Source organism: uncultured Brachyspira sp. (assembly GCF_944388875.1).
In the GTDB taxonomy this organism is placed as follows: Bacteria; Spirochaetota; Brachyspiria; order Brachyspirales; family Brachyspiraceae; genus Brachyspira.
This window is the reverse complement of the sequence record NZ_CALXKQ010000002.1, coordinates 1-23,470: the sequence shown is the minus strand read 5'-3', so window position 1 is coordinate 23,470 and position 23,470 is coordinate 1. Positions and strand designations below refer to the sequence as shown.

At 27.9% G+C, this 23,470-nt stretch carries 13 protein-coding genes, 4 tRNA genes and 1 pseudogene; 7 read left to right on the top strand and 11 right to left on the bottom strand.

Features of this window, described 5'->3' with window-relative positions:
- Positions 1 to 43: 43 nt before the first annotated feature.
- From flgK to Q0J69_RS14210, 4 genes and pseudogenes are all read right to left on the bottom strand, one after another.
- Positions 44 to 1,957, bottom strand: a complete 1,914-nt coding sequence (gene flgK, locus Q0J69_RS02345) for a flagellar hook-associated protein FlgK (protein ID WP_297203964.1) — start codon at positions 1,955 to 1,957, stop codon at positions 44 to 46.
- A gap of 234 nt (positions 1,958 to 2,191) precedes the next feature.
- A complete protein-coding gene (locus tag Q0J69_RS02340; RefSeq protein ID WP_297203961.1) occupies positions 2,192 to 2,737 on the bottom strand; it encodes a hypothetical protein in 546 nt (181 codons plus the stop codon).
- A 175-nt stretch (positions 2,738 to 2,912) separates the two neighbouring features.
- The gene (locus Q0J69_RS02335) at positions 2,913 to 4,742 is read right to left on the bottom strand and encodes a methyl-accepting chemotaxis protein (RefSeq protein WP_297203959.1); all 1,830 of its coding nucleotides are present in this window, start codon (positions 4,740 to 4,742) and stop codon (positions 2,913 to 2,915) included.
- A gap of 237 nt (positions 4,743 to 4,979) precedes the next feature.
- Positions 4,980 to 6,821: pseudogene (locus Q0J69_RS14210) on the bottom strand (methyl-accepting chemotaxis protein).
- Between the two features lie 192 nt (positions 6,822 to 7,013).
- Here Q0J69_RS14210 and hisC point away from each other — a divergent pair.
- Positions 7,014 to 8,075: a histidinol-phosphate transaminase gene (gene hisC / locus Q0J69_RS02320; RefSeq protein WP_297203948.1), complete on the top strand. Its 1,062-nt coding sequence runs from the start codon at positions 7,014 to 7,016 to the stop codon at positions 8,073 to 8,075.
- Positions 8,076 to 8,086: 11 nt separating this feature from the next.
- Here hisC and Q0J69_RS02315 read toward each other — a convergent pair whose 3' ends face one another.
- Positions 8,087 to 8,719, bottom strand: coding sequence for a tetratricopeptide repeat protein (locus Q0J69_RS02315; RefSeq protein WP_297203945.1), 633 nt, complete (start codon positions 8,717 to 8,719; stop codon positions 8,087 to 8,089).
- A gap of 45 nt (positions 8,720 to 8,764) precedes the next feature.
- Positions 8,765 to 9,916, bottom strand: coding sequence for a VWA domain-containing protein (locus Q0J69_RS02310; protein WP_297203942.1), 1,152 nt, complete (start codon positions 9,914 to 9,916; stop codon positions 8,765 to 8,767).
- Between the two features lie 120 nt (positions 9,917 to 10,036).
- On the opposite strand from Q0J69_RS02310, the gene Q0J69_RS02305 reads away from it, so the two are divergent.
- On the top strand, positions 10,037 to 11,248 hold the full coding sequence (locus Q0J69_RS02305; protein WP_297203940.1) for an AAA family ATPase: 1,212 nt from the start codon (positions 10,037 to 10,039) through the stop codon (positions 11,246 to 11,248).
- 158 nt (positions 11,249 to 11,406) lie between these two features.
- A complete protein-coding gene (locus Q0J69_RS02300) occupies positions 11,407 to 12,465 on the top strand; it encodes a cell surface protein (protein ID WP_297203937.1) in 1,059 nt (352 codons plus the stop codon).
- A 519-nt stretch (positions 12,466 to 12,984) separates the two neighbouring features.
- On the opposite strand, the gene Q0J69_RS02295 is transcribed toward Q0J69_RS02300, so the two are convergent.
- From Q0J69_RS02295 to Q0J69_RS02275, 5 genes are all read right to left on the bottom strand, one after another.
- A complete protein-coding gene (locus Q0J69_RS02295) occupies positions 12,985 to 14,166 on the bottom strand; it encodes a hypothetical protein (protein WP_297203935.1) in 1,182 nt (393 codons plus the stop codon).
- Between the two features lie 86 nt (positions 14,167 to 14,252).
- Positions 14,253 to 14,326: transfer RNA gene (locus Q0J69_RS02290), tRNA-Arg, on the bottom strand.
- Between the two features lie 90 nt (positions 14,327 to 14,416).
- A tRNA-His gene (locus tag Q0J69_RS02285) sits at positions 14,417 to 14,492 on the bottom strand.
- Between the two features lie 24 nt (positions 14,493 to 14,516).
- Positions 14,517 to 14,590 (bottom strand) — tRNA-Arg (locus Q0J69_RS02280).
- A gap of 3 nt (positions 14,591 to 14,593) precedes the next feature.
- Positions 14,594 to 14,667: transfer RNA gene (locus Q0J69_RS02275), tRNA-Pro, on the bottom strand.
- 178 nt (positions 14,668 to 14,845) lie between these two features.
- Between Q0J69_RS02275 and Q0J69_RS02270 the strand changes: the two genes are divergently transcribed.
- The 4 genes from Q0J69_RS02270 (at position 14,846) to mnmG (ending at position 23,243) form a co-directional block, all read left to right on the top strand.
- Positions 14,846 to 16,789, top strand: coding sequence for a fructose-1,6-bisphosphatase (locus tag Q0J69_RS02270; RefSeq protein WP_297203932.1), 1,944 nt, complete (start codon positions 14,846 to 14,848; stop codon positions 16,787 to 16,789).
- Between the two features lie 747 nt (positions 16,790 to 17,536).
- Positions 17,537 to 19,534, top strand: coding sequence for an AAA family ATPase (locus tag Q0J69_RS02265; protein ID WP_297203930.1), 1,998 nt, complete (start codon positions 17,537 to 17,539; stop codon positions 19,532 to 19,534).
- A gap of 97 nt (positions 19,535 to 19,631) precedes the next feature.
- A complete protein-coding gene (locus Q0J69_RS02260) occupies positions 19,632 to 20,972 on the top strand; it encodes a restriction endonuclease (RefSeq protein WP_297203927.1) in 1,341 nt (446 codons plus the stop codon).
- A gap of 420 nt (positions 20,973 to 21,392) precedes the next feature.
- Positions 21,393 to 23,243 carry a tRNA uridine-5-carboxymethylaminomethyl(34) synthesis enzyme MnmG gene (gene mnmG / locus Q0J69_RS02255; RefSeq protein WP_297203925.1) on the top strand — a complete coding sequence of 617 codons (1,851 nt, stop codon included), beginning with the start codon at positions 21,393 to 21,395 and terminating at the stop codon, positions 23,241 to 23,243.
- The last annotated feature ends 227 nt before the right edge of the window (positions 23,244 to 23,470 follow it).

The window sequence follows — 23,470 nt, the reverse complement described above, 5'->3', positions numbered from 1 at the left end:
ATCCTAATAAAAGACACCGCCCATCAAAAAATTTATATAAAACTTACACACCCATTCTGTTAATCACAACATCAAGGAGCTGATCCATCACACTTACAACCCTAGCAGAAGCATTATATCCATGCTGATACATAGCCATCTGTGCAACTTCCTCGTCCAAATTAACACCTGATACAGATTGTCTTAATTTTTCAAGATATTCCATAACAACAGTTTGTTTTTCTGTTTCTGCATTTGCTGTTTCTGTTCTTGAGGCTATTCTTGCTATGCTTCCTGTATAGAAATCATTGAATGTAGATTTGCTTTCTACCATTATTTCTTTATTTTTTAAGTTAGCAATAGCTAAGGCATTAGAACCATCTCCAATACCATTCCATTTATCATTAAATCCGTTTCCTGTGGTATCTATACCTTTTGAAGCCGCTATATAATTTACATCATTTCTTATAATATCATTAACCGCAATAGCTGATGCAGGATGTCTGTAAGGAGTAGTAGTAAAGTTTCTAAAATCGCCTGCTAATTGATTCACCTGATCAGTTGTCTGCCAAGTATAAGCACCAGCAGCACCTGATTGATTTAATACTCCTGTTATACCTACCAAGAAATCCCCTGAATCTTCTATATGTTTAATGAAATATGAAGGTCGCATATAATCATCAAAGCCCCTTGCTTTAAGTACAAGTCTGTTTTTATCATCCAAATAAGCTGATACATTAGCTTCACTTGAATTAATTTTATCTATTAAATCGCCTACTTTCATTTGAGCAGTATAATCTATTGCTACATCAGCACCTTCTCTAGATCTGTTTCCGAATATTAAAGTTCCGCTGCTTCCTATACTGTCTGTAGAATCTACAGAATTAACACCGCTTACTTTAAACATTATAGTAGAATCTTCCTGTCCGTCATTATTAATATCATAATTTCCTATTACAGAAGGAGATGCTTTTGTCATTGTAAAGAAATCAATACCAGTTTCCTGATTAAGTCCGAAACCGCTTCTATGAACTTCATTTACGCTGTCAGCCAAATTCATAGCAAAAGTATCCAAATCATTAAGAGCATCAACTGTATCAATATCTCTTAATTCTAATAATGCTTTTAATTCTCCTCCCTCAAATTGAACTTGAACATGATCTTTTTTCCAATAAATATCATACATTCCTTCATTGTTTATATTTCTTTCAGCACTCAATTCACTTACAATATTTCCTTGAATCAATGCCCTTCCGCCTATATAAACCATAGTTTCATCGGGGTCTATAGATTTTATATCAACATTGGCAAGGGAAGAAAGTTCATCTACAAGCAAATCTCTTCTATCTAAAAGATCATTAGGACTTTGACCTAAAGCCTGCTGCTTAACTATTTCAGTATTTAAATCCTTTATAGAATTGGCAATATTATTTATTCTGTTTACTTTATTTTCAACAAGATTATTCAAATTAATACGCATTCCATTCATTTGATCAAACATCTGATTTAAAGAATTATTTATTCTGTCTGCTCTCTCTACTAAAACCATTCTAGTTCCTCTTTCAGTAGGATTAGTAGCCATTTCCTGCCAAGCATCCCAGAAAGCATCTAAGTCGCTTCTCAAATTAGAATTTCCAGGTTCATTATAAACTGCTTCTAATTGCTTAAGATAATCAGATTTAGTTTTCCAATAGCCGTCAGTTCCAAGTTCAGTCATAATTTTTGCATCTATAAACTGATCTCTTATTCTTTCAACTGTAGTAATTTCAGCACCCTGACCCAACTGACCAGCACGCTCCGCTCTGTTTAAGCTTGGTTCATCAAGAGGCTTATCAAATGTACGCATCACAACTCTTTGTCTGCTGTATCCTTTAGTTGCAACATTATTTATATTATGACCTGTAACTTCCAAAGCTGTTTTGAAGTTCTGAAGTGATCTTTTACCTAATTCTATACCGAAAAATGAGCTTGTTGACATTATTATGCTCCTTAAAAAATAGTTTACTTCTAATTACTATAATTATCGTATTTATAAAAAAATTTATTACATTTTTTTTATTATTATTGTAACAAAAGGTAACATAATCAAATAAAAATATAGACTTGAAAACTAAATATAAATGAAGATTTATGAATTAAATAATTAAACTTTGCTATATTTGAATTACGGGCAAAAACATATAATTTCTGCCCGCTTTATAAATAATTTTATTTAGTTCTTAAAATCATTCTTGTCATATTCATCATCTGTAATCTTATAAACATAATCATCTTTATTATATTGTCTCTCTCCTAATCCTATATCTGATATCTCCATTTTAGGATAATTCTTCCAATCAGAACCTGCTACTCTCCATTTATAAATTTCAGAAATATAATCATTTGACTCAAGATATACTCTAAAAAGCTTTTTATCTTCAGATAAAGTTATAAGTGTATATGCATCTACGAGTTTCTTTCCCTCTCGTATTTTTCTTGTATATACAGCATAGTTATTGTACATACCTATAAAAATTAAATCACCTTGTAGAACAGGCTCATGGTAACGGCTTGCTATATCTCCATTATCCTTAAAATACCCAGCAGGAAATCCTCTTATAGATCTTAAAGGTACAATAGCTTTTCCTTTAACTGCCTTCAAAAACTCATAAGCTTCTTTACTATTTTTCTCAACTCCAGGTACTGAAACTTGCTCTTTTGCATTTGCAGCGCATGCGGCTATAAAAACAAAAGAAAAAATAATTAAAAGTTTTTTCATTTTTACCTCCTAATTTTTTTATAAATAAAAAAACTTTTTCAATACTACAATACAATATATAACTTGTCAAGTTTTTTAATATACAATACATAAGTATTGTATATTTGATATTGAAAAATAATAGGCCGCCTTTAAAAGACAGCCTATTATTATAATTTTTTATATTTTTAAAAATTTAAACTTTAAAGAAACTCATAGCATTAACAAGCTCTACCGCCTGATTAAGAAGCGAATTAGAAGATGATGATACCTCAGCAACCAAAGCAGCATTCTGCTGTGTTACTGTATCCATATTAGAAACCGCCTTATTAACCTGCTCTACTCCAGACTGCTGTTCTATAGCTGTTGAAGTAATATCCTGCATAATTTTCGAAGTTTCTTCTATTTTCTGCTGAATATCATTAAATATCTCCTGAGATTCTCTTGCTGATTCTGTAGCCTTATTAATTTTATCATAAGCATTATCAACCAAATGAGTAATATCTTTTACAGAAGTCTGAGTTGTCTGTGCTAAATTTCTAACCTCGCTTGCTACAACAGCAAAACCGCGTCCCTGTTCTCCCGCACGTGCCGCCTCTACAGCAGCATTTAAAGCAAGTATATTAGTTTGAAAAGCAATATCTTCTATTATCTTAGTGATATCTTTTATCTTAGCACTAGCTTCATAAACTTCCTCTATATTTTTTGTAGTTTCTAAAATTATCTCTCCCGCATTTTGAATAGAATCTCTTGAATCTATCATCATTTTATTACCTTCAACAGACTGCTCAGTTGATGACTTAATAGTAGATGCCATCTCCTCCATTGAAGAAGCTGTTTCCTCCAAACTTGCAGCCTGTGATTCTGTTCTATGAGATAAATCTTCACTGCCGCGTGAAAGTTCTCCTGCACTATTAGTTATTTCATCAGCTGATATTCTTACTTTAAAAATGATTTCAGATAATTTATTTTTCATATTAAAGAAAGAATTAAAAAGTATGCCTAATTCATCTTTTCTGTCAGTGCTTTTATATTCAGCAGTTAAATTACCGTTTGATATTTCGCTTGCTATCGAAACCAAATTATTTAAAGGTTTTGTTATACTTTTTATATATAGAGCCACTACAATACTAGCTAATATTATAAAAAAAGGACCTATTGTAGATGTACGGAAAATTATACCTCTTATATCTTTGTATATTTGAGCATTATAATTTGCAAATATAACAGACCAAGGCATAATATTAATATTTTTATAAGCAGCTGAACGTTTAGCACCATTTTCTCCATAAGTATAGGATTCTATAATGCCTTCTGATGTAGTTTTTGTTATATGATAAACATCAGGAAGCTCAGTTCCTATTCTTTTTACATCAGATGAAAGCATAATAATACCGTCATTATTTGCTATTGTAATATCTCCGTCAAAAGCAATATTTGCTATAAAATCGTTATTAACCTTTCCCAAATCTATATTTATATAAAGAATACCTATCAGTTTACCGTCTGAAGATCGTATTCCTTTGCTAAGTAGAACAGACTGAGAATCTATTGTAGTTTTATTTCCATAAGTATTGTCATAATTATTTGATTTTAATCTTGCAAACATTTCAGAATCAATATCTGCTATGGATGTTCCTTCAAGATTAGGATAATCACTGTCTGATATTATTCTGCCGTTAATATCTGCAAGCCCCATATTAATAGCATATCTATTAACAGAAGCAAAATCTTTTAATCTATCTCTGCTTTGCTGTTTTAAAATAGTATCATTTGTATTAAAAAGAACATTAAATACTGTTGATGATTTAGCATAAGTATCAATAGCTAATAACTGTTCATGCAATACCATATCTATCATCGAAGAATAACCTGAAACTGTAGATCTAAAACCATTTAAAGTTGATCTTTTTACTGCCCTTGTAGATGATAATACAGAAAGTGTAGCCAATATTGCTACAGTAATAAAAATAATTAATGATATAATAAATGGAACTTTAAAAGATAAGCTATCTGTTTTCTTCATAATATAAACCTTTATTAAAATATAATTTACATTTTCTTAATATATAATTAATTAGAATAATTAAAATATTAAACTAAAAAAAATTATCGTTTTTTTTACAAAAAAATTGAAATTTGATGTTTTTTTTATTTAATATCATGATAATTTCATAACATATACAAAATTATAACTTAAAAAATAAAGGACTATCTCCGTATAGAAAACAATCCTTTATTAAAAAATATATATTGAGAACTATTAAACTTTGAAAAAACTCATAGCATCAACAAGTTCTACAGCCTGATTTAATAAAGCTGTAGATGAAGCTGATGCTTCTTCTACTAAAGCAGCATTCTGCTGTGTAACTGTATCCATATCTGAAACAGCCTTATTAACCTGATCTACACCTGCCTGCTGTTCCACTGCTGTAGAACTAATATCCTGCATTATTCTAGCTGTATTTTCTATTTTTTGCTGAAGATCATTAAATATCTCCTGAGATTCTCTTGCTGATTCTGTAGCTTTATTAATTTTATCATAAGCATTATCAACCAAATGAGTAATATCTTTTACAGAAGTCTGAGTTGTCTGTGCCAAATTTCTAACCTCGCTTGCTACAACGGCAAAGCCCTTACCCATATCTCCAGCACGTGCCGCCTCTACAGCAGCATTTAAAGCAAGTATATTAGTTTGAAAAGCAATATCTTCTATTATCTTAGTAATATCTTTTATCTTAGCACTGGCATCGTAAACTTCTTCTATATTTTTTGTAGTTTCTAAAATTATTTCTCCCGCATTTTGAATAGAAGTCCTTGAATCTATCATCATCTTATTGCCCTCTACAGACTGATCAGTTGATGATTTAATGGTAGATGCCATCTCCTCCATTGAAGAAGCCGTTTCCTCCAAACTAGCAGCCTGTGATTCTGTATGGCGTGAAAGGTCCATACTTCCCTGAGAAAGCTCCTTAGCATTCATTCTTATTTCATCAACTGATGTTCTAACCTTAACAATAATTTCTGATAACCTATCTCTCATATCAAAGAAAGAATTAGCCAATATCCCTAATTCATCCTGACGTTTAATATTTCTATGAGTAGATGTCAAATCGCCATTAGAAATTTCTTTTGAAATAGAAACTAAATCATTCAAAGGTCTAGTTATAGTTTTTATATACATAGCTATTATTATAGTACATAATATTATAAATAAAGGACCTATTATAACCGTACGTAATATAATGTAGCTAATCTCTTTATATATCTCGCTGTCAGACTTGGCAAATATAACAGACTAAGGCATTATACTTACATTTTTATAGGCAGCAGAACGCTTTCCATTATCTCCTTCATAATAATATGATTCTATGATGCCTTGAGAACTTGTTTTTATAACGCTGTATACATCAGGCAAAGTATCGCCTATTCTTTCACTATCTGATGATAATATTACATTTCCGTCATTATTTGCTACTGTAATACGTCCATTTAAATTAAGATTTCCTATAAAATCTTCATTAACACTAGACAAATTCAAATTAATATATATTAAACCGATTACATTTCCTAAAGAATTTTTTAATCCTCCGCAAAGTAAAAGTGCCTGTCCTCCTGTAGTAGATGATACGCTCGTAGAATTATCAAAAGTAAATTTATAATTATCAGCCTTCATTTTATTAAATAAATCAGGATGTACATCTGCTATAGAAACACCTTCAAGATTAGAATTAACATCATCAAGTATAATACGTCCGTTAATGTCGGCAAGACCTATATTAATAGCATAAGTATTAACTGAACCAAAATCTTTTAACCTCTTTATAGCTTCATTTTTTATGTTTATATCATTAGTATTAATAACAGCATTTACCACAGCAGCAGACTGAGAATATGTTGCTATTGCTAATAATTGTTCATGGAGTATCATATCTATCATTGAAGAATAACCTGAAACTGTAGCTGTAAAGCCTTCTAATGTTGCTTTTCTTATACCTTTTGAAGATGAAATTATTGATATAATTGCTAATATAGTTATTGTTATAAAAATAATAGAACTTATTATTATAGGCACTTTAAAAGATAAGCTGTGCATTTTTTTCATTGTGAAAAACCTCTGTATAAAATTATTTAATTATGACAACAATCGAAAATACAAATTTAATATAACAATTAAATTATCAAAGTCAAACTAAATTTGAGTAATTTTTTTATTTTTTAATAATGAAATATCTTTATTTATATTAAAAATAATATATAATTTATTATCAAAAAATCTATGAAAGGATTTTATTATATGAATAAATTTTTAAGTGATAAAGCAAAATCTATAGAACCGTATACTCCAGGAGAACAGCCTAAGGATAAAAAATATATAAAATTAAATACAAATGAATCTCCATATCCTCCTTCTCCTTTGGTAAAAAAAATTATATCAGAAGCAAACTTTGATGATTTAAGATTATACCCTGATCCTAATGTCGGAGATTTAAAAAAAGAAATAGCAGACTTCTATAATGTAAACGAAAATAATATTTTTATTGGGAACGGTTCCGATGAAATACTGGCATTTTCTTTCATGGCTTTTTTTAATAAGGGAGATAAAGTATATTACCCTAATATAACATACAGCTTTTACACTGTATATTCAAATCTTTTCGATTTAAACGAAGTAAAAATACCATTAAAAGATGACTTTACTATAGATATAAATGATTATAAAAACTTGGACTCTGGAATATTTATAGCAAATCCTAATGCACCTACTGGAATAATTTTAACTATAGAAGAGATAGAAGATATAGTTAAAAGCAATAAAGATAATATAGTGATAATTGATGAAGCATATATAGATTTTGGAGGAGAAAGTGCTGTTAAACTCATAAATAAATATGATAATATATTAATTATACAAACATTTTCTAAATCAAGATGCTTGGCAGGAATGCGTTTAGGCTTTGCAATAGGAAATGAAAATCTTATACAAGGACTTAAAAATATAAAATATTCTTTTAACTCATATACAATAAACAGACTTTCAATACTGGCAGGAATAGAATCTATAAAAGATAAAAAATACTTTGAAGATACTGTTTCTAAAATCATTAATACAAGAGAAAGAATAAAAAAAGAACTTAAAGATTTAGGCTTTAATGTACTTGATTCAAAATCTAATTTTTTATTTATATCATATAAAGAGATATTCGCTGAAGAAATATATTTCAAACTAAGAGAAAAAGGCATATTAGTAAGATATTTCAAATCCAAATTAATAGACAATTATATAAGAGTAACTATAGGAACGGATGATGAAATGAATACATTTATAGAAATAACAAAAAAAATAATAGAAAAATAAATTACAAAATCCTATATTTGTTTTTTTAATTCTTCATACCTTTCAAAATCTTTTTTAGCCTCTTCGCTTTTATTTAGATTTTTTTTGACGCTGCCTCTGATAAAATAAGCGAAAGCATCATCAGGGTTAAGTTCTATAACTTTGTCAAAATCTTCCATCACTTCATCATTTCCATCAAATCCTAATTTAGAAAATCCCCTATGATAATATGCTTCAGAATAATTTGAATTAAGTTCTATAGCCTTGTCAAAATCTAATACAGCTTCCTCCCTTTTATTTAACGATTTTTTAGAAAGCCCCCTAAATAAATAGGCTTTTGAATAATTAGGATCTAATTCTATGGCTTTATCAAGGTCTAATATAGATTCTTCTTTTTCATTCAGTGCCATTTTGCAAACACCTCTGTAAAAATAGAACTTTGCACAATTAGAATTCAATTCTACAGCTTTATCAAGCTCAAGCATAGCTTCTTTATTTCTTCCCAATACTAATTTTGAAACTCCTATATATAAATAAATCTTAGCAAAATTAGTATTATATTCTAAAGCCTTATAAAATGAATTCAATGCATCTTCATATTTTTTATTATTATAAAAACTTACCCCCTCTTCATAATATTTCTCAAATAAATTATTTTTTTCCATAAAAAATCCTAATCATGTTTTATGATTTTCCATTATATCATAAAATTATGATATAACACTGCTTATCCATTTTGAAAGTTCATCAGGTGTAATGGCTGCAACTTTAGCACCAATTTTCGCAAAATGTTTTGCTGCCTCTTTATCATAGCTAGCACTCGCACTATAATCCAAAGCAGGAAGTACAAAAAGTTTAGTTCTTGATTCTATTATATCTTTTGCACTTTTATACATACTTTTATAACTGCCGTCATATAAATCGCTTATAAGAAGAACTATAGTTTTATCTGGAACTGTAGTTATTTTTTTAGCATATTCTAAAGCCATAACAATATCAGTACCGCCTCCTAATTGAACTTTAAATAATATATCTATAGGGTCTTTTACATAATCGGTTAAATCTACTATAGATGTATCAAATATTACAAGTTTTATAGATAAAAAAGGAAGATTTGAAAATATAGAAGCCATTATTGAAGAGTATATAACAGAATCAATCATAGAACCGCTTTCATCTATAAGTATTATTATATGCCAAGGATTATATTTTTTTATATTTTGATTGAAGTAAAGTTTATCTACAAAAATTGTTTTATTTTCAGTATTATAATTTTTTAGATTATTACGTATAGTTTTTTTTATATCTAGGTTTTTGAATATTTTATTTTGAGTTGTTGAATTAGGCAGCTTTTTACCGTAAAATACTTTTTTTATATCGCTTTCCATTTTCTTTTTAATATCTTCAACAACCTTCCTCACTATATCATAAGCAAGTCTTTTTACATTTCCATCCATCATGTCCTTAAAGGCAAGAATATTTTTCAAAAGCCCCATATTAGGTTCCATTTCTTTTAAAATATCCTCATTGGTAAGCATCTCTGTCATATTGTATTTTTCTAATGCCTGATTTTGCATTATCTCTGCAGTTTTTTTAGGGAATAATTTTTTTACTTTAGACACCCAAGTAGGAACAGTTAAATTACTTTTGCCCCTGCCTCCCCTATCTTTGTTTTGACCATTTAAGCTTTCAAAGTCAGCATATCCTGATTCTTCACTGTACTCTCTGTCATATAAAAAACTTAAAGCGTCATCTATTTCAGAATATTCTCTTTCCAATTCTATATTATCATCAGCAAAACTTCCAAGTATTAAACGCCATCTATTTAAATTCTTATAATCTATATTATTTTTCTCTTTCATAATATTTATATCTTATAAATAAAATACCAAAAAAGCAATACGAATTTACATATTGTAATCTTTTTTGTTATATTAAGTATCAATATATAAAATATTTTATAACTAAAAAGAGAATTCACTATGCTGCTGAAATTTAGCCTGTCAAATTACAGATCATTTTATAATGAAACATCTATCAGCTTCAGAGTATCAGAAAGCATCACAAATCCATATATAAAAAAAATCAAGGATGAATATATATCTAAAATATGTCTTCTATACGGACATAACGGATGCGGAAAAAGCAATTTAATAAATGCATTGAAATATTTATTCTATGCAAATAACGGATATATATCATCAAGTAATGACAGCATTAATAAACTATTAGACCCTAATATGATTTACGGCAAATATGATAAAAGCAAATTCTATATAGAGTTCTTCTCATACGATGAAAGCTGCTTATGCAAATATGAATTAATATTGGATAATGAAAATAAGGCTGTATATTCAGAAATTTTAATAAAAGATAATAATATAATATTTGAAAGAAAAAAGTATAGTATAACAGACGGCATATTTAAATATGACGGCAATATACCAAGCACAAATACCGTATTGAGTTTTTTCAATGATATACAAAATAATGAAATAATAGATAAATATAGAGAAGAAGCTAATTATTATATATCATTATTTACAAATCTTTGTTTTTTATTTCCTTTTACTAATGAAGCTGATTTTTCATCTTATGCTATAATGAGTGCTTTTAATTATTTCAGTAAAAATAATGTTTGGGAAACTTATAAAAAGCTGCTTAATATGGCAGATATTGATGATTTAAATATAGCAGAAGCAGAAGATAATAATGATTTTTCATTTGTATTTGATAATAAAAAACTGCTTTCAAGACATGACTGCTACAGCAATGATTTTGATGAAGTTGAATCTGAGGGTAATAAAGTTTATGCCATAAATCTTATATATATATTATACTCCATTATGAATGGAACATTATCAATATTGGATGAGTTCAATGCCATTCAATCTGAGCTTCTTAAGTTTACTGTCAGTTTATTTAGAAATAATGCTTTTAATGATATTGAAAAAGAAACTTCTCAGTTAATACTTTCTACGCATGATGTAACTTTGATGAGTATGGAAGATATGGAGCTTCATAATTATTTTTTTATAAATAAAGAAGATAATATGAGCGTACTTTACAATACTGATGATATTAAAAAATTTAATAATGCATTAAATATGAATAATTTAGAATTTGAATATAGAAAAAATAATTTAGGAATAAGAAGAAAAAAAATAGAGATTCCAAAAAATATAAGAAATTAAATTTATTTAAATATGATATCTTATAGACTATAACAAATATTATGATTTATTCATTATAAAACACAATATAATAAAATAATTAAAAAATATAATTTTGATTTACTTTATTTTGATACTTGATATAATATTAAAAGACTATATTGATTAGGTAAATAAAAATGAGAAAGTTTTTATTATCAATAATTACTTTATTATTTATAATGAGTTCATATATATTTGCTATGTATGGAAACAGCGAGGATTGGATAGATTTTCTTACAGACGGAAATCAATTAAGGGCAAGAATGGATCAATTCGGATTTGTACTTGGAAATGAAACAGTTAAAGGAACATTCGGATTTAGAACAGATATAGGGTATTTATCATCAATATTAAGTTCATCTTTAAATAACATAAAATTAGATTCAACATTATCTGCCGCAGTGGGATATACTTCTCCTGATTTCAGTATAGGTTTAGGATATAACTTTACTTATATGTATAATGATTTGCAAGTGCATACCCCAGTACTTACAATTAATGCTTTAAATGATAATCTTAGAATAGCAATACCAATACAGGCTGCCGTTTTTGATACAGATCAATTAGGTGCATATACAGGCGTGAGTACATCGGCACAAATAAGATATTATACAGGTGCAGATTCAATTAATGCTCTAAGGCTGTATATTAACTATGGATATAATTCATTTAAAAATATGTTTCTAGCTCAGTCTTTAGGTTTTGAGTTCAGACTGTATTTTTTAAACAGTCAAATAAATAATGTAAATATTAATCCTTTTATTAAGGTTCAATATAATACAGCATTAGGAAGCGAAGGTAAATCTGTAGCATCAACTCATGTTTTATCAAGCAGTATTATGTACTATAGAGATAAGATATTTGATATTGTAAAGTATGATTATAATATGTATGACATAACAATAACACCAGTATTATCTTTAGCAGCAAACGGCGATATAGTTTCTCTATACTTTGAACCTTCTATAGGATACAAAATCGCAGGAACAGGATATAAAAATCAATTAGTTGAATATTATTTAGTATGGGGAGCTTATGCTGAAATGTATGTGCATCCAGTTCAGGATTTGGAATGGTATTTCGAGATGGATATTAATAATAATTCTCCTGCAGATAATATTATTCCAATATATTTTGAAACTACTACAGGCATAACTTGGTACTTGCCTTCACTTGGAGGAGATACTGCTCAGTAATTTATTATTAAGATAAAATAGAGTTTGGGAGGATGTTAAAAGCCCTCCTTTATTTATTTTAAGAAAAATTATAAACTTAATAAAAACTTGGGTGGGGGTGCTTTTTTAAGTAAATAACAAAATTAGTTGAAATGCTGTTTTTTATAAAGACAGTAAATTTATGAGGGCGGGGTATGTAATTAATTTTTTAAATTTATTTACATTTTCCCACCCTCTATGTTTTTAATTTCATTTGCAATTTTTATTTTATTTTTCTTTTTCATTTTATTCTGTTCTTTTAACTGCCCACCCAAGCATTTTTTAAATTTATACTTTATCACCGCACGCAGAATAAAATCAAAGATATAAGTTTATTTGCAATACACATTTTGTTATGTTACAGAAATTTATTCACCGTGCGTTAATCAAATTTCAAATCTAACCAAAACTTTGGCGGGGGTGCTTTTTTAATTAAATAACAAAATTAATTAGAATGCTGTTTTTTACAAGGCTGTAAATTTATAAGGGCGGGGTATATAATTAAAATTTATATATATAAAGAGAGCCAGTATTATCGTACAATGCTTCAGAAGAATTGATTTTAAATGCAGTGTTACAGTCTTCAATAGATTTATCAAAATATGCCTTATCACCTGAGTACTTATATTTATTGAAGAAAAGAGCACTTCTGTTATTAAGGGCATATATATTATTATAGTCTATTTCTATTAAATCATTATAATCTTTCAATGCTTTTTTAAATAAATCATCATCACCTTTTATCTTATATTTGACAGCATATAAAGTAGCTCTATTATTCAATAAGTCTGAATCTAAATAATTGGAAGATAATATATCATTAAACATCATTAATCCCTTTTCATAATCATCTTCCATTTTTTTTATTTCATATCTTATAGAATACAGTATGCCTTTATTATTCTGTATGTTATCATTACTTCCGAATAATGATAATGCATATTCAAAATACTGATCTGCTTTTTTAAATTGTTCTTCTTTACTATCTCTGCTGTATATTTTAGTATGAAGTACCCCAGCTCCATTTAAAGCTAAATAATTTCTATCATCAATTTGAAACATCTTCTCTAATATTTCTAATGCTTTTTCATCTCTGGAATTTTTTATTTCAGCAACAAGACTTTTATACATCTCTTCAATTTCAGCTTTAACATTATCGCTGAATGAGTTATCTATTACATTATTTATTGCTTTAGGCTTTTCTTTTATTTCATTTATATTTTCAGATTTATTATTTTTAGCTGCATCATTAGAAGCAGGAACTGAACTAAAATTATTATTAGTAAAATTAAGTACTAAAGTTAATATAAACATCAAAACAGCTATAAATAATATAGAGTATGTTGTATTTCTTATATTCTTTTTTATAGTATAATCTATAGAGAATTTAAGTGAATTAAAATGAGGTGTAACTCCTAATCTTACCTGTTCTTTTACTAAATTTGTAAATTCATTCGCTATTGTATAATTATTTAATTCATCTTTAAAATACAAACTCATCATATCCATATATTTGCTTTCCATTCTAAGAGAAAGAGAGTTAGTAAAATTTTCCAGTTCATTTTTTATTCTATTTGTAGTACCTACACTATATATATTATATGTTATCGAAAATATAAGCAGCATTATTGGGAATAATATTAATACTATAAAATTCAACTTTCTAAAATTTTTTTCTTTCATACAATCCAAAATACCTTATTTTCTTAAATTAAGAAAATATATTTTATATTTTAACATATTTAGTTTAAATTATCAATAAATTTATATGCGTCTGAGAGGACTTGAACCCCCAACCGACGGAACCGAAATCCGCTGCTCTATCCAATTGAGCCACAGACGCTAATTACTGTTAATATTATCGGAAATAGTTTATATATTTTTATAAATAAAAAATTAGTGAATATTAGGATGAAAAACTGCGTACTTGAATGGGCGAAAGACGGGACTTGAACCCGCGACATCCAGATCCACAATCTGGCGCTCTAACCAACTGAGCTACATTCGCCATATATGTTATATAAAAACTTCTGTGCGCCAGACAGGAATCGAACCTGTAACCTACTGCTTAGAAGGCAGTTGCTCTATCCAATTGAGCTACTAGCGCGTATCGGGATGGTGAGACTCGAACTCACAACCACCTGCTCCCAAAGCAGGTATGCTAACCAATTGCAATACATCCCGCAATCGTTTTCAGTTAAAACCATTATATAATAATTATTTTTTTTGTCAATATGTTTAATTGTGAAAATTATAATTTAATTTTTCTAACTTAATTTAGGAATATTTTACATTTTATATAGATTAATCGACTTTTTTGTATATAATTGTTAATATCTATTATTATTTGGGAGGTCAAATTATGAGAGATAAAGATTATTTAGAATTACTCTCAAAAAAATACCCTACTATAGATGATGCATCTGTAGAAATTATTAATCTTAAAGCTATTTCAAAACTTCCTAAAGGAACTGAATACTTTCTAAGCGATATACACGGAGAATCTGATGGTTTTGAATATTTACTTGGAACTTCATCTGGGGTTATTAAAGAAAAAATAGAGATATTATTTAAAAACACTATACCTGAACATGACAGAGTAGAACTTCAAATTTTAATAGTAGATACTAAAAACACAATAAACAATAGAGCAAATATGGAAGATTTTGCAGATTGGTGCAGAATAACTATATACAGACTTATCAGAATATGCAAACTAGTTACAAGCAAATATACTAGATCAAAAATAAGAAAAAAAATGCCTCAGAACTTTGCATATATATTAGATGAGCTTCTTCAAACAGATGCTGAAGAAAATAAAGAAAATTATTACTTCTCAATTATAGATTCAATTATAGAAATATCTGCTGCAGATAAATTCATAACAGCCCTCTGTCAGCTTATACGTCAATGCAGTGTAGATAGACTTCATATTGTAGGAGATATTTATGACAGAGGTCCTCATCCTGATAAAGTTATGGAAAGTATAATGACATTTAATGAAGTTGATATAGCTTGGGGAAACCATGACATACATTGGCTTGGAGCCGCTAAAGGAAGTTTAATATGCGTTGCTAATGCCGTTCGTTTGGCTGTAAGATATAATAATTTTGACTTGCTTGAATACAGTTATGGAATTAATTTAAGATCATTATCATCTTTCGCTAATGATGTTTATAAAGATGATCCATGCGAAGTTTTTAAGCCCAATACATTAGATAAAAATATATACGATGAAGTAGATAAAGATTTGGCTGCTAAAATGCATAAAGCTATATCAATAATACAATTGAAATTAGAATGCCAGCTTATAAAAAGACATCCTAATTACGGAATGGATGAAAGGATACTGCTTGATAAAATAGATTATGATAAAGGAACTATTACAATAGAAGGAAAAACTTATGAACTTAAAGATAAAAACTTTCCTACAATAGACAAAAATAATCCTTTTGAACTTACAGAAGGGGAAAATACATTAATACAAACCTTAGCATTTTCATTTATAAACAGTCCTACTCTTCAAAGACATACTAATTACATATATGCTAAAGGAGGAATATACAGAATATTTAACGGCAATCTTCTTTATCATGGATGCATACCTACTAAAGAGGATGGTACTTTCGATGATGTTTATATAGACGGAAAATATTTATCTGGTAAAAAATATTTAAAGCAGGTTGAAGATAAGGTAAGAAAAGCATTCTACTGTGAAATAGGAAGCGAAGAGCAATTAAATGCATTAGACTATTGCTGGTATTTATGGTCTGGTCCTAAATCTCCTCTATTTGGAAAAAGCAGAATGACTACTTTTGAGAGATATTTTATAGAAGATAAGGAAACCCATAAAGAACATTATAACCCTTATTATTATCATATAGACAGTAAAGAGTACTGCCAGAAAATTCTAAAAGAATTCGATTTAGATATTGAAAATTCCCATATAGTTAATGGACATGTACCTGTAAAAACTCATAAAGGGGAAAGTCCTATAAAAGGAGGAGGCATACTTCTTGTAATAGACGGAGGGCTTTCAAAAGCATATCATAAAAACACTGGTATTGGCGGATATACTTTAATATCAAACTCCAATAGAATGGTAATAGCTGAACATAGACCTTTTACTGAGGTTGTAGAATCAGGATTTAAATTACAGCCTAAATCAATAATAGTAGAAAGATTTATAAAAAGAATAACTGTAGGGGAAACTGATACAGGAAAAGAATTATATAAAAGAATAAATGATCTTTCTGAACTTTTGGAAGCATACAGAAGCGGTATTGTAAAAGAAAAAATTAATTAATAAAAAATTAAAGCTGATATCATGATTTTTGATGTAAGCTTTCTACTATAAGATTTTTTTAATTTAAAATCTGCTTACCGCACGCAGAGCAAAACTAAAAATATAGTATTATTTGAAATATAAATTTTTATTATATTGATTATTTAACTAACCGTGCGTTAAAGAGATTGAAAATCCAATCAGCACTTGGGCTGGTGCTTTATTTTCTGATTAAATATAAAAACAATTTAAATTATAATCATATAGAAAGTAATATAAAATAAAGGGCGGGGGATAAAAATAAAGTTTTAAAATTTACTTACACTTACCCACCCTTTAGGCTTTCAATCATTTTTGTTATTTTTGTATTTTTATTATTTAAAAATCTTAACTGTTATTTTAGCTTCCCACCCAATATTTTTTAAATTTATAGTTTATACACTGTACGGCTTTGTGTTTTGTAGCAAAGTAAAAACTATAATTAAAAGAATATAAATTAAAAAATTATAAGTATTAACAAATGTTTAGTATATATTATAAAATTAATATTATAGTATTTACATTTTTTAGAAATAAATCATAATGACAAAACTTTTATAAATCCTTTATAACTGTGTGTATTAAATTTTAATTAATACTATAACTTTAAAAAAGCTGATTTTATGCTTAAAATATAATTAAATATTAAAAAGTATGCTATAGTATATTGATTTTGTTAATAATATTTATATACTTAAGTAATATATAATTTTACTTTAAGGGGGCAATATGAGATATTGGGTATTTAAACATGGTAATGATGATTATGCTGAAGAAATTATAAATAAAGCTCTTGAAAATAATTTTTGTATGTGTCAATATGAATATAGAACCTATGATGAAATAACGAATGGAGATAAAACATTTCAAGATCCTGCTACGGTTACTAGAATATGGCATTTATTAAAAGAAATAAAAGAAGGTGATATAATAATATTGGGGGCTTATGGTAACAGTTATAAATATTCTTGGGGATATGCTATAAAACCTAGATTTGAAAACAATTTAGAAAAAGTACAATTAAATTGCGAAGAAGTTATAAATACTAGACATAATAATTTTAAATATCGTTCTGATAACTATAATGGTTATATAGAATTTGAAGACTGCCAATGTTTTTATGAAAATTTGGAAGATGGAGAATCAGGATGGGGACAGAGAATAGATATAGATAAATGGCGTGATATAGAACGAGAGTCAATAGAATATACCCATGAATATAAATTAGCACTTGATACTATACAAGAAATTTCTAAAGAAGATGCTTTAAATATAGTAAGAGCATTAAAAAATGAGCCTCATTTTGAATTTAAGGAAAATATAATGGAAGACTATAAAACATTATTAGAAAATAGTTACAACCTCATACTCACAGGAGCACCCGGTACAGGAAAAACTTATTTAGCAAAACAGATAGCAGCTAAGATTATTTTTGGTGATGATAAAAAAGAGTATACAGAAGCTTTAGAAGAAGATGAGAATTTTAAAAATCAATATGAGTTTGTGCAGTTTCACCCATCTTATGATTATACCGATTTTGTTGAAGGGTTAAGACCTATTAAAGACAGCAGTGGAAATATTGGCTTTGAAAGAAAGGACGGAGTTTTTAAAGAGTTTTGTAGAATGGCACTTAAGAATTTAATTGATAGTAAAAAAGATATTTCACAATTGAATGAAGATGCTATAATAAAAAAATATTTGATTAAATTTGCAAATGAAAAATATGAAGAATTTAATAAAAATAATGAACTTATATTAACTGGTATTAGTAATAAACCAGTTGCACCATATATAAATATATATTTTGATGAAGAAGAAGAAATACTATTAATGACAGCAAAATCAAAATATGAATACGCTATAAATGGTAAAATGTATCAATATGTGGAGTGGTACAAAATATATAAAAAGCAAAAAGACAATGGAAGTTTAACTACAGCCAATATGGAAAAAGCGGTAGGATTTGCAGGTCGTGTAACTTATTTATGTGCTTTCTTACATAATTTTTATATAAAATATAATTCTGCTATAGAAGAAGAATTAAAAAATAGTAGTACTAATACAATAGAAAAAGTTGAAAGGAAAAATTTTGTATTCATCATAGATGAGATTAACAGGGGAGAGATTTCAAAAATTTTCGGGGAATTATTTTTTGCTATAGACCCCGGATATAGAGGCGTTAAAGGAAAAGTACTTACTCAATACTCTAATTTAATAGATGAGGAATCAGAAAAATATTTTTATATACCAGAGAATGTTTATATAATAGGCACTATGAATGACATTGACAGAAGCGTTGAAAGTATGGACTTTGCTATGCGTAGGAGATTCGCTTGGAAAGAGATTAAAGCGGAAGATACGCAAGATATGCTTGATAGTATGTTTGATGATAATAAAGAAATTACAGAAAAAGATAAACAATCATTTATAGATGAAGCTAAAGAAAGAATGGATAATTTAAATAAGGCAATTAGTGAAATAGAAGGCTTTAATTCTTCATATCATATAGGAGCTTCTTATTTCTTGAAACTAAAAAATTATTATAAGAGTTCAAGTGATAATAAAAAAACAGCATTTAAAAGCCTATGGGAGAATCATTTGAAAGGGCTTTTGTTTGAGTACTTGAGAGGTATGCCTGATATAAATGATAAACTTAAAAAGTTAGAAAATGCTTATTGTATAGAACAAGATACTACTAATATAGATGATAATAATATAGATAATTGATAAATTTTAAAATAAGTAAGAGCCAAAAATGCAGTTTTTTTGGTTCTTTTATACCAATAAAAGAACTGGGGTGCGGGGCAAAGCCCTGCAATAATAAATGAATACAAACAATAAAATTATTAAATTAAAAGATAATAATGATTATGATATATCACAATTATCAAACGATATAGATAAAAGCAATATTCAATATATAGCTAGCCATTCTATTGAAAATATTTCAGATAATATTTTAATATTTCCAAATAGTTTTGATGAGACTAAAGATATAAATAAAAAAAGTACAATATTCAATTTACTTGATGATAAAATACGTACTAACAATATAATGGGATTTATAAGCTACAATAATACGCAAATAAAAATCTCTTCAAGGTTCGCTGTAAATGATAATGAAGATTATTTTTTGCATTATATGCTTATGAAAGTACTTTCTCTTAATATTGTTAATTTAGAGCATAGTAAGGATTATGATGATTCGTTTGATTTTTTAATTTATATGTTTATTAGTTTTTTTAAGAGAGCATTGAGGCAGGGGCTTTTTAAGCAATACAAATTAATAAAGCATAATGATTCTAATGTTAAAGGCACTATTGATATTAATAGATACATCAAAAACAATATTCCTTTCAATGGTAAAATTTCTTATAATACAAGAGAATACAGCTATGATAATAATATCACTCAATTAATAAGACATACAATAGAATATATAAACAATAAAAACAGATATATTTTAAGCTGTGATAATGAAATAAAAGATTATACTCATCAGATATTTTATTCTACACCCAGCTATGAGAGAAATAAAAGAGAAAGCATTATAAATAAAAACTTAAAAAAATTATCGCACCCCTACTATTATGAATATGAGCCATTAAGAAAAATATGCATTCAAATATTAAGGCATGAAAAGTTAAAGTATGGTAGAGAGGATAATACAGTGTATGGATTATTGTTTGATGGGGCATGGCTATTTGAAGAATATTTAAACAGTTTTTTAAGCAAAGAAAATTTTGTTCATGCTGAGAATAGAAATTCAAAAAACGGTATCAAACTTCTTGATAATGGATGGAGGGTGTATCCTGACTTTTATAAAATAGAAAATGATAATAACATAGTTCTTGATGCTAAATACAAAAGACTTAATTATTCAGACAGTGAAAGCATAGACAGAAACGATAAACATCAAATAGTCTCTTATGCCTATACACTTAACGCTAAAAAGGCTGGTTTTATTTATCCTATTGAAAGTAATAATTATAAAAACAATTTTTATATAGGAAAGCTAAATAGAAAATATAATAAATATAATAATGCAGATTGTAAAATATATAAATACGCTCTAAAAATTCCTAATCAGAATTTTAGAAACATAAAAGAATTTGCTGAGGTGATGAATAATATAGAAAATAAATTAATAAAAGACTTAAAATAAATTTTAATTGACGCACGGTTAATGAAATTGTTAATTTAATCAAAATTTAAATTAACAATAAATAAATATTTTTAATTTTGTTTAAACGTGCGGTATATACACAATAAATTTAAAAAAATCTTGGGTGGGCAGCTAAAGATTCTAATTAAACAAAAAAGAAAATAAAAATTACAATTACAAATGAAAGTCATAAGCCTAAAGGGTGGGAAAATGTAACTAATTTTTTTAACTTAAATTACATACCCCGCCCATTATTTTTTATTATTAATGATTAGAAATATAACTTCATCATTTTTTAATTGTTTAAATAATAAAAGCACACCCGCCCTAGTTTTATTTAAATTATAATACACCTTTGACAATATAATGTTTTTAATATATCATCTTATACTAAAATCTATTAAAAGAGAAATATTATATATGAATAATAAGTACGATGTAATAGTTGTAGGTGCAGGTCATGCAGGAATAGAGGCAGCACTTTCCTCTGCAAGACTAGGAATGAACACTTTAATTATATCTATAAATCTTGATACTATAGGGCAAATGTCATGCAATCCTTCTATAGGAGGAGTAGCAAAAGGAACTATTGTAAAAGAGATAGATGCACTAGGCGGAGAGATGGGGCTTTTAATAGATAAAACTATGATGCAGTTTAGAATGCTTAATAGAAGCAAAGGTAAAGCTGTATGGGCACCGAGAGCTCAGGCTGATAAATATGCATACAAGGAAGAAGCTGCTAAAACTCTTTATGATCAAAATAATCTCACACTTCATCAGGATATAGTAACAGAAATAATTGCGGAAAATAATGTGCTTAAAGGATTAAAAACAGAAAGAGGCAGAGAGTACGAATGCCAAGCAGTTATACTTACTACAGGAACATTTTTAAACGGACTTATTCATATAGGAACATATCAAAAGCAGGCTGGAAGGATTGGAGAGCTTCCTGCTATAGGACTTTCTGATAATTTGAGAAGTTTGGGACTTGAAGTAGGAAGATTAAAAACAGGAACACCAGCAAGAGTAGATTATAATTCTATTAATTTTGATATATTAGAAATTCAGAAAGGCGATGAGGAAATAGTACCTTTTTCTTTTTTAGATGAAAAAATTGATATAGTTCAAGAGCCTTGCTATATAACATACACTGATACTAATATTCATAAACTTATACAGGATAATATACATTTATCCCCAATGTACAGCGGTGCAATTACTGGAATAGGTCCTAGATACTGCCCAAGTATAGAGGATAAAGTTGTAAGATTTGCAGATAAACCAAGACATCAGCTTCATTTAGAGAGAGAAAGCTATAGGACTAATGAAGTTTATATAAACGGATTTTCTTCAAGTTTACCAGAAGAAGTGCAGATAAAGATGATAAGAGCATTAAAAGGACTTGAAGAGGTGAAAATATTAAAGCCAGCTTATGCAGTAGAATATGACTATGTAAATCCTATAGAATTAAAGCCCACGCTTGAAACAAAAAAAATAGAAGGATTATTTCTAGCAGGTCAGATTAACGGCACAAGCGGATATGAAGAAGCTGCATGTCAGGGTTTAATGGCTGGAGTAAATGCAGCATTAAAAATAAAAAAAGAAGAGCCTTTTATACTCAAAAGAAGCGACGGATATATAGGAGTTTTAATTGATGATTTAACTGCTAAAGGAACTAAAGAGCCTCATAGAATGTTTACATCTCAGGCAGAACATAGAATGCTTTTAAGACAGGATAATGCCGATGAAAGACTTACAGAACTTTCTTATAATATAGGACTTGCCAGCAAAGAAAGACTTGAGAAAGTAAAAGATAAAAAAAGAAAAACTCAAATACTCGTTGAATACTTAAATAAAAGAACTCTCACGCAGAAAGAAACTGAGGATTTAGGATTTACAAAAGAGGCTAAAGAGTACCGTACTATGAGTTTAGCTTCTATAATAAAGCGTCCAGAATGCAGTATTGATATGCTAGCATCTTTAATAGATGATGAGTATAATAAAGAAGTTTTAAACAATGCTGAAATATATATAAAATATGAAGGATATATCGTAAGATATTTAAATGAAATAAAAGACATTGAAAAATATGAAAACATGCTTATACCAGAAGACTTTGATTATTCTAGTTTAAAAAGCGTAAAGATAGATGCTATTAACAAATTAAAGCAGTACAAGCCTTATAATATATCGCAGGCATTAAGAATACCTGAAGTAGATAAATCAGTAGTGCATATTCTTATATTGGCACTTACAAATAAAAAGAAGTAGCAATTTTACGCACGGTTAATAAATTTTTACTCTTAATTTCAATTCAATTTATTAATTTATTTTATATAAAAAATAAGTTCTGCGTGCGTGAATAATAGCTTTTAATCTAAAAAACACTAGGGCGGGTACAGAAATATCTATTTAAACAGTAAAGAAACGAAAAACAAAAATGACTAATTAAATTATAAGAAATGATGGGCGGGGTGTGTAAATAAAATTTTAATTAC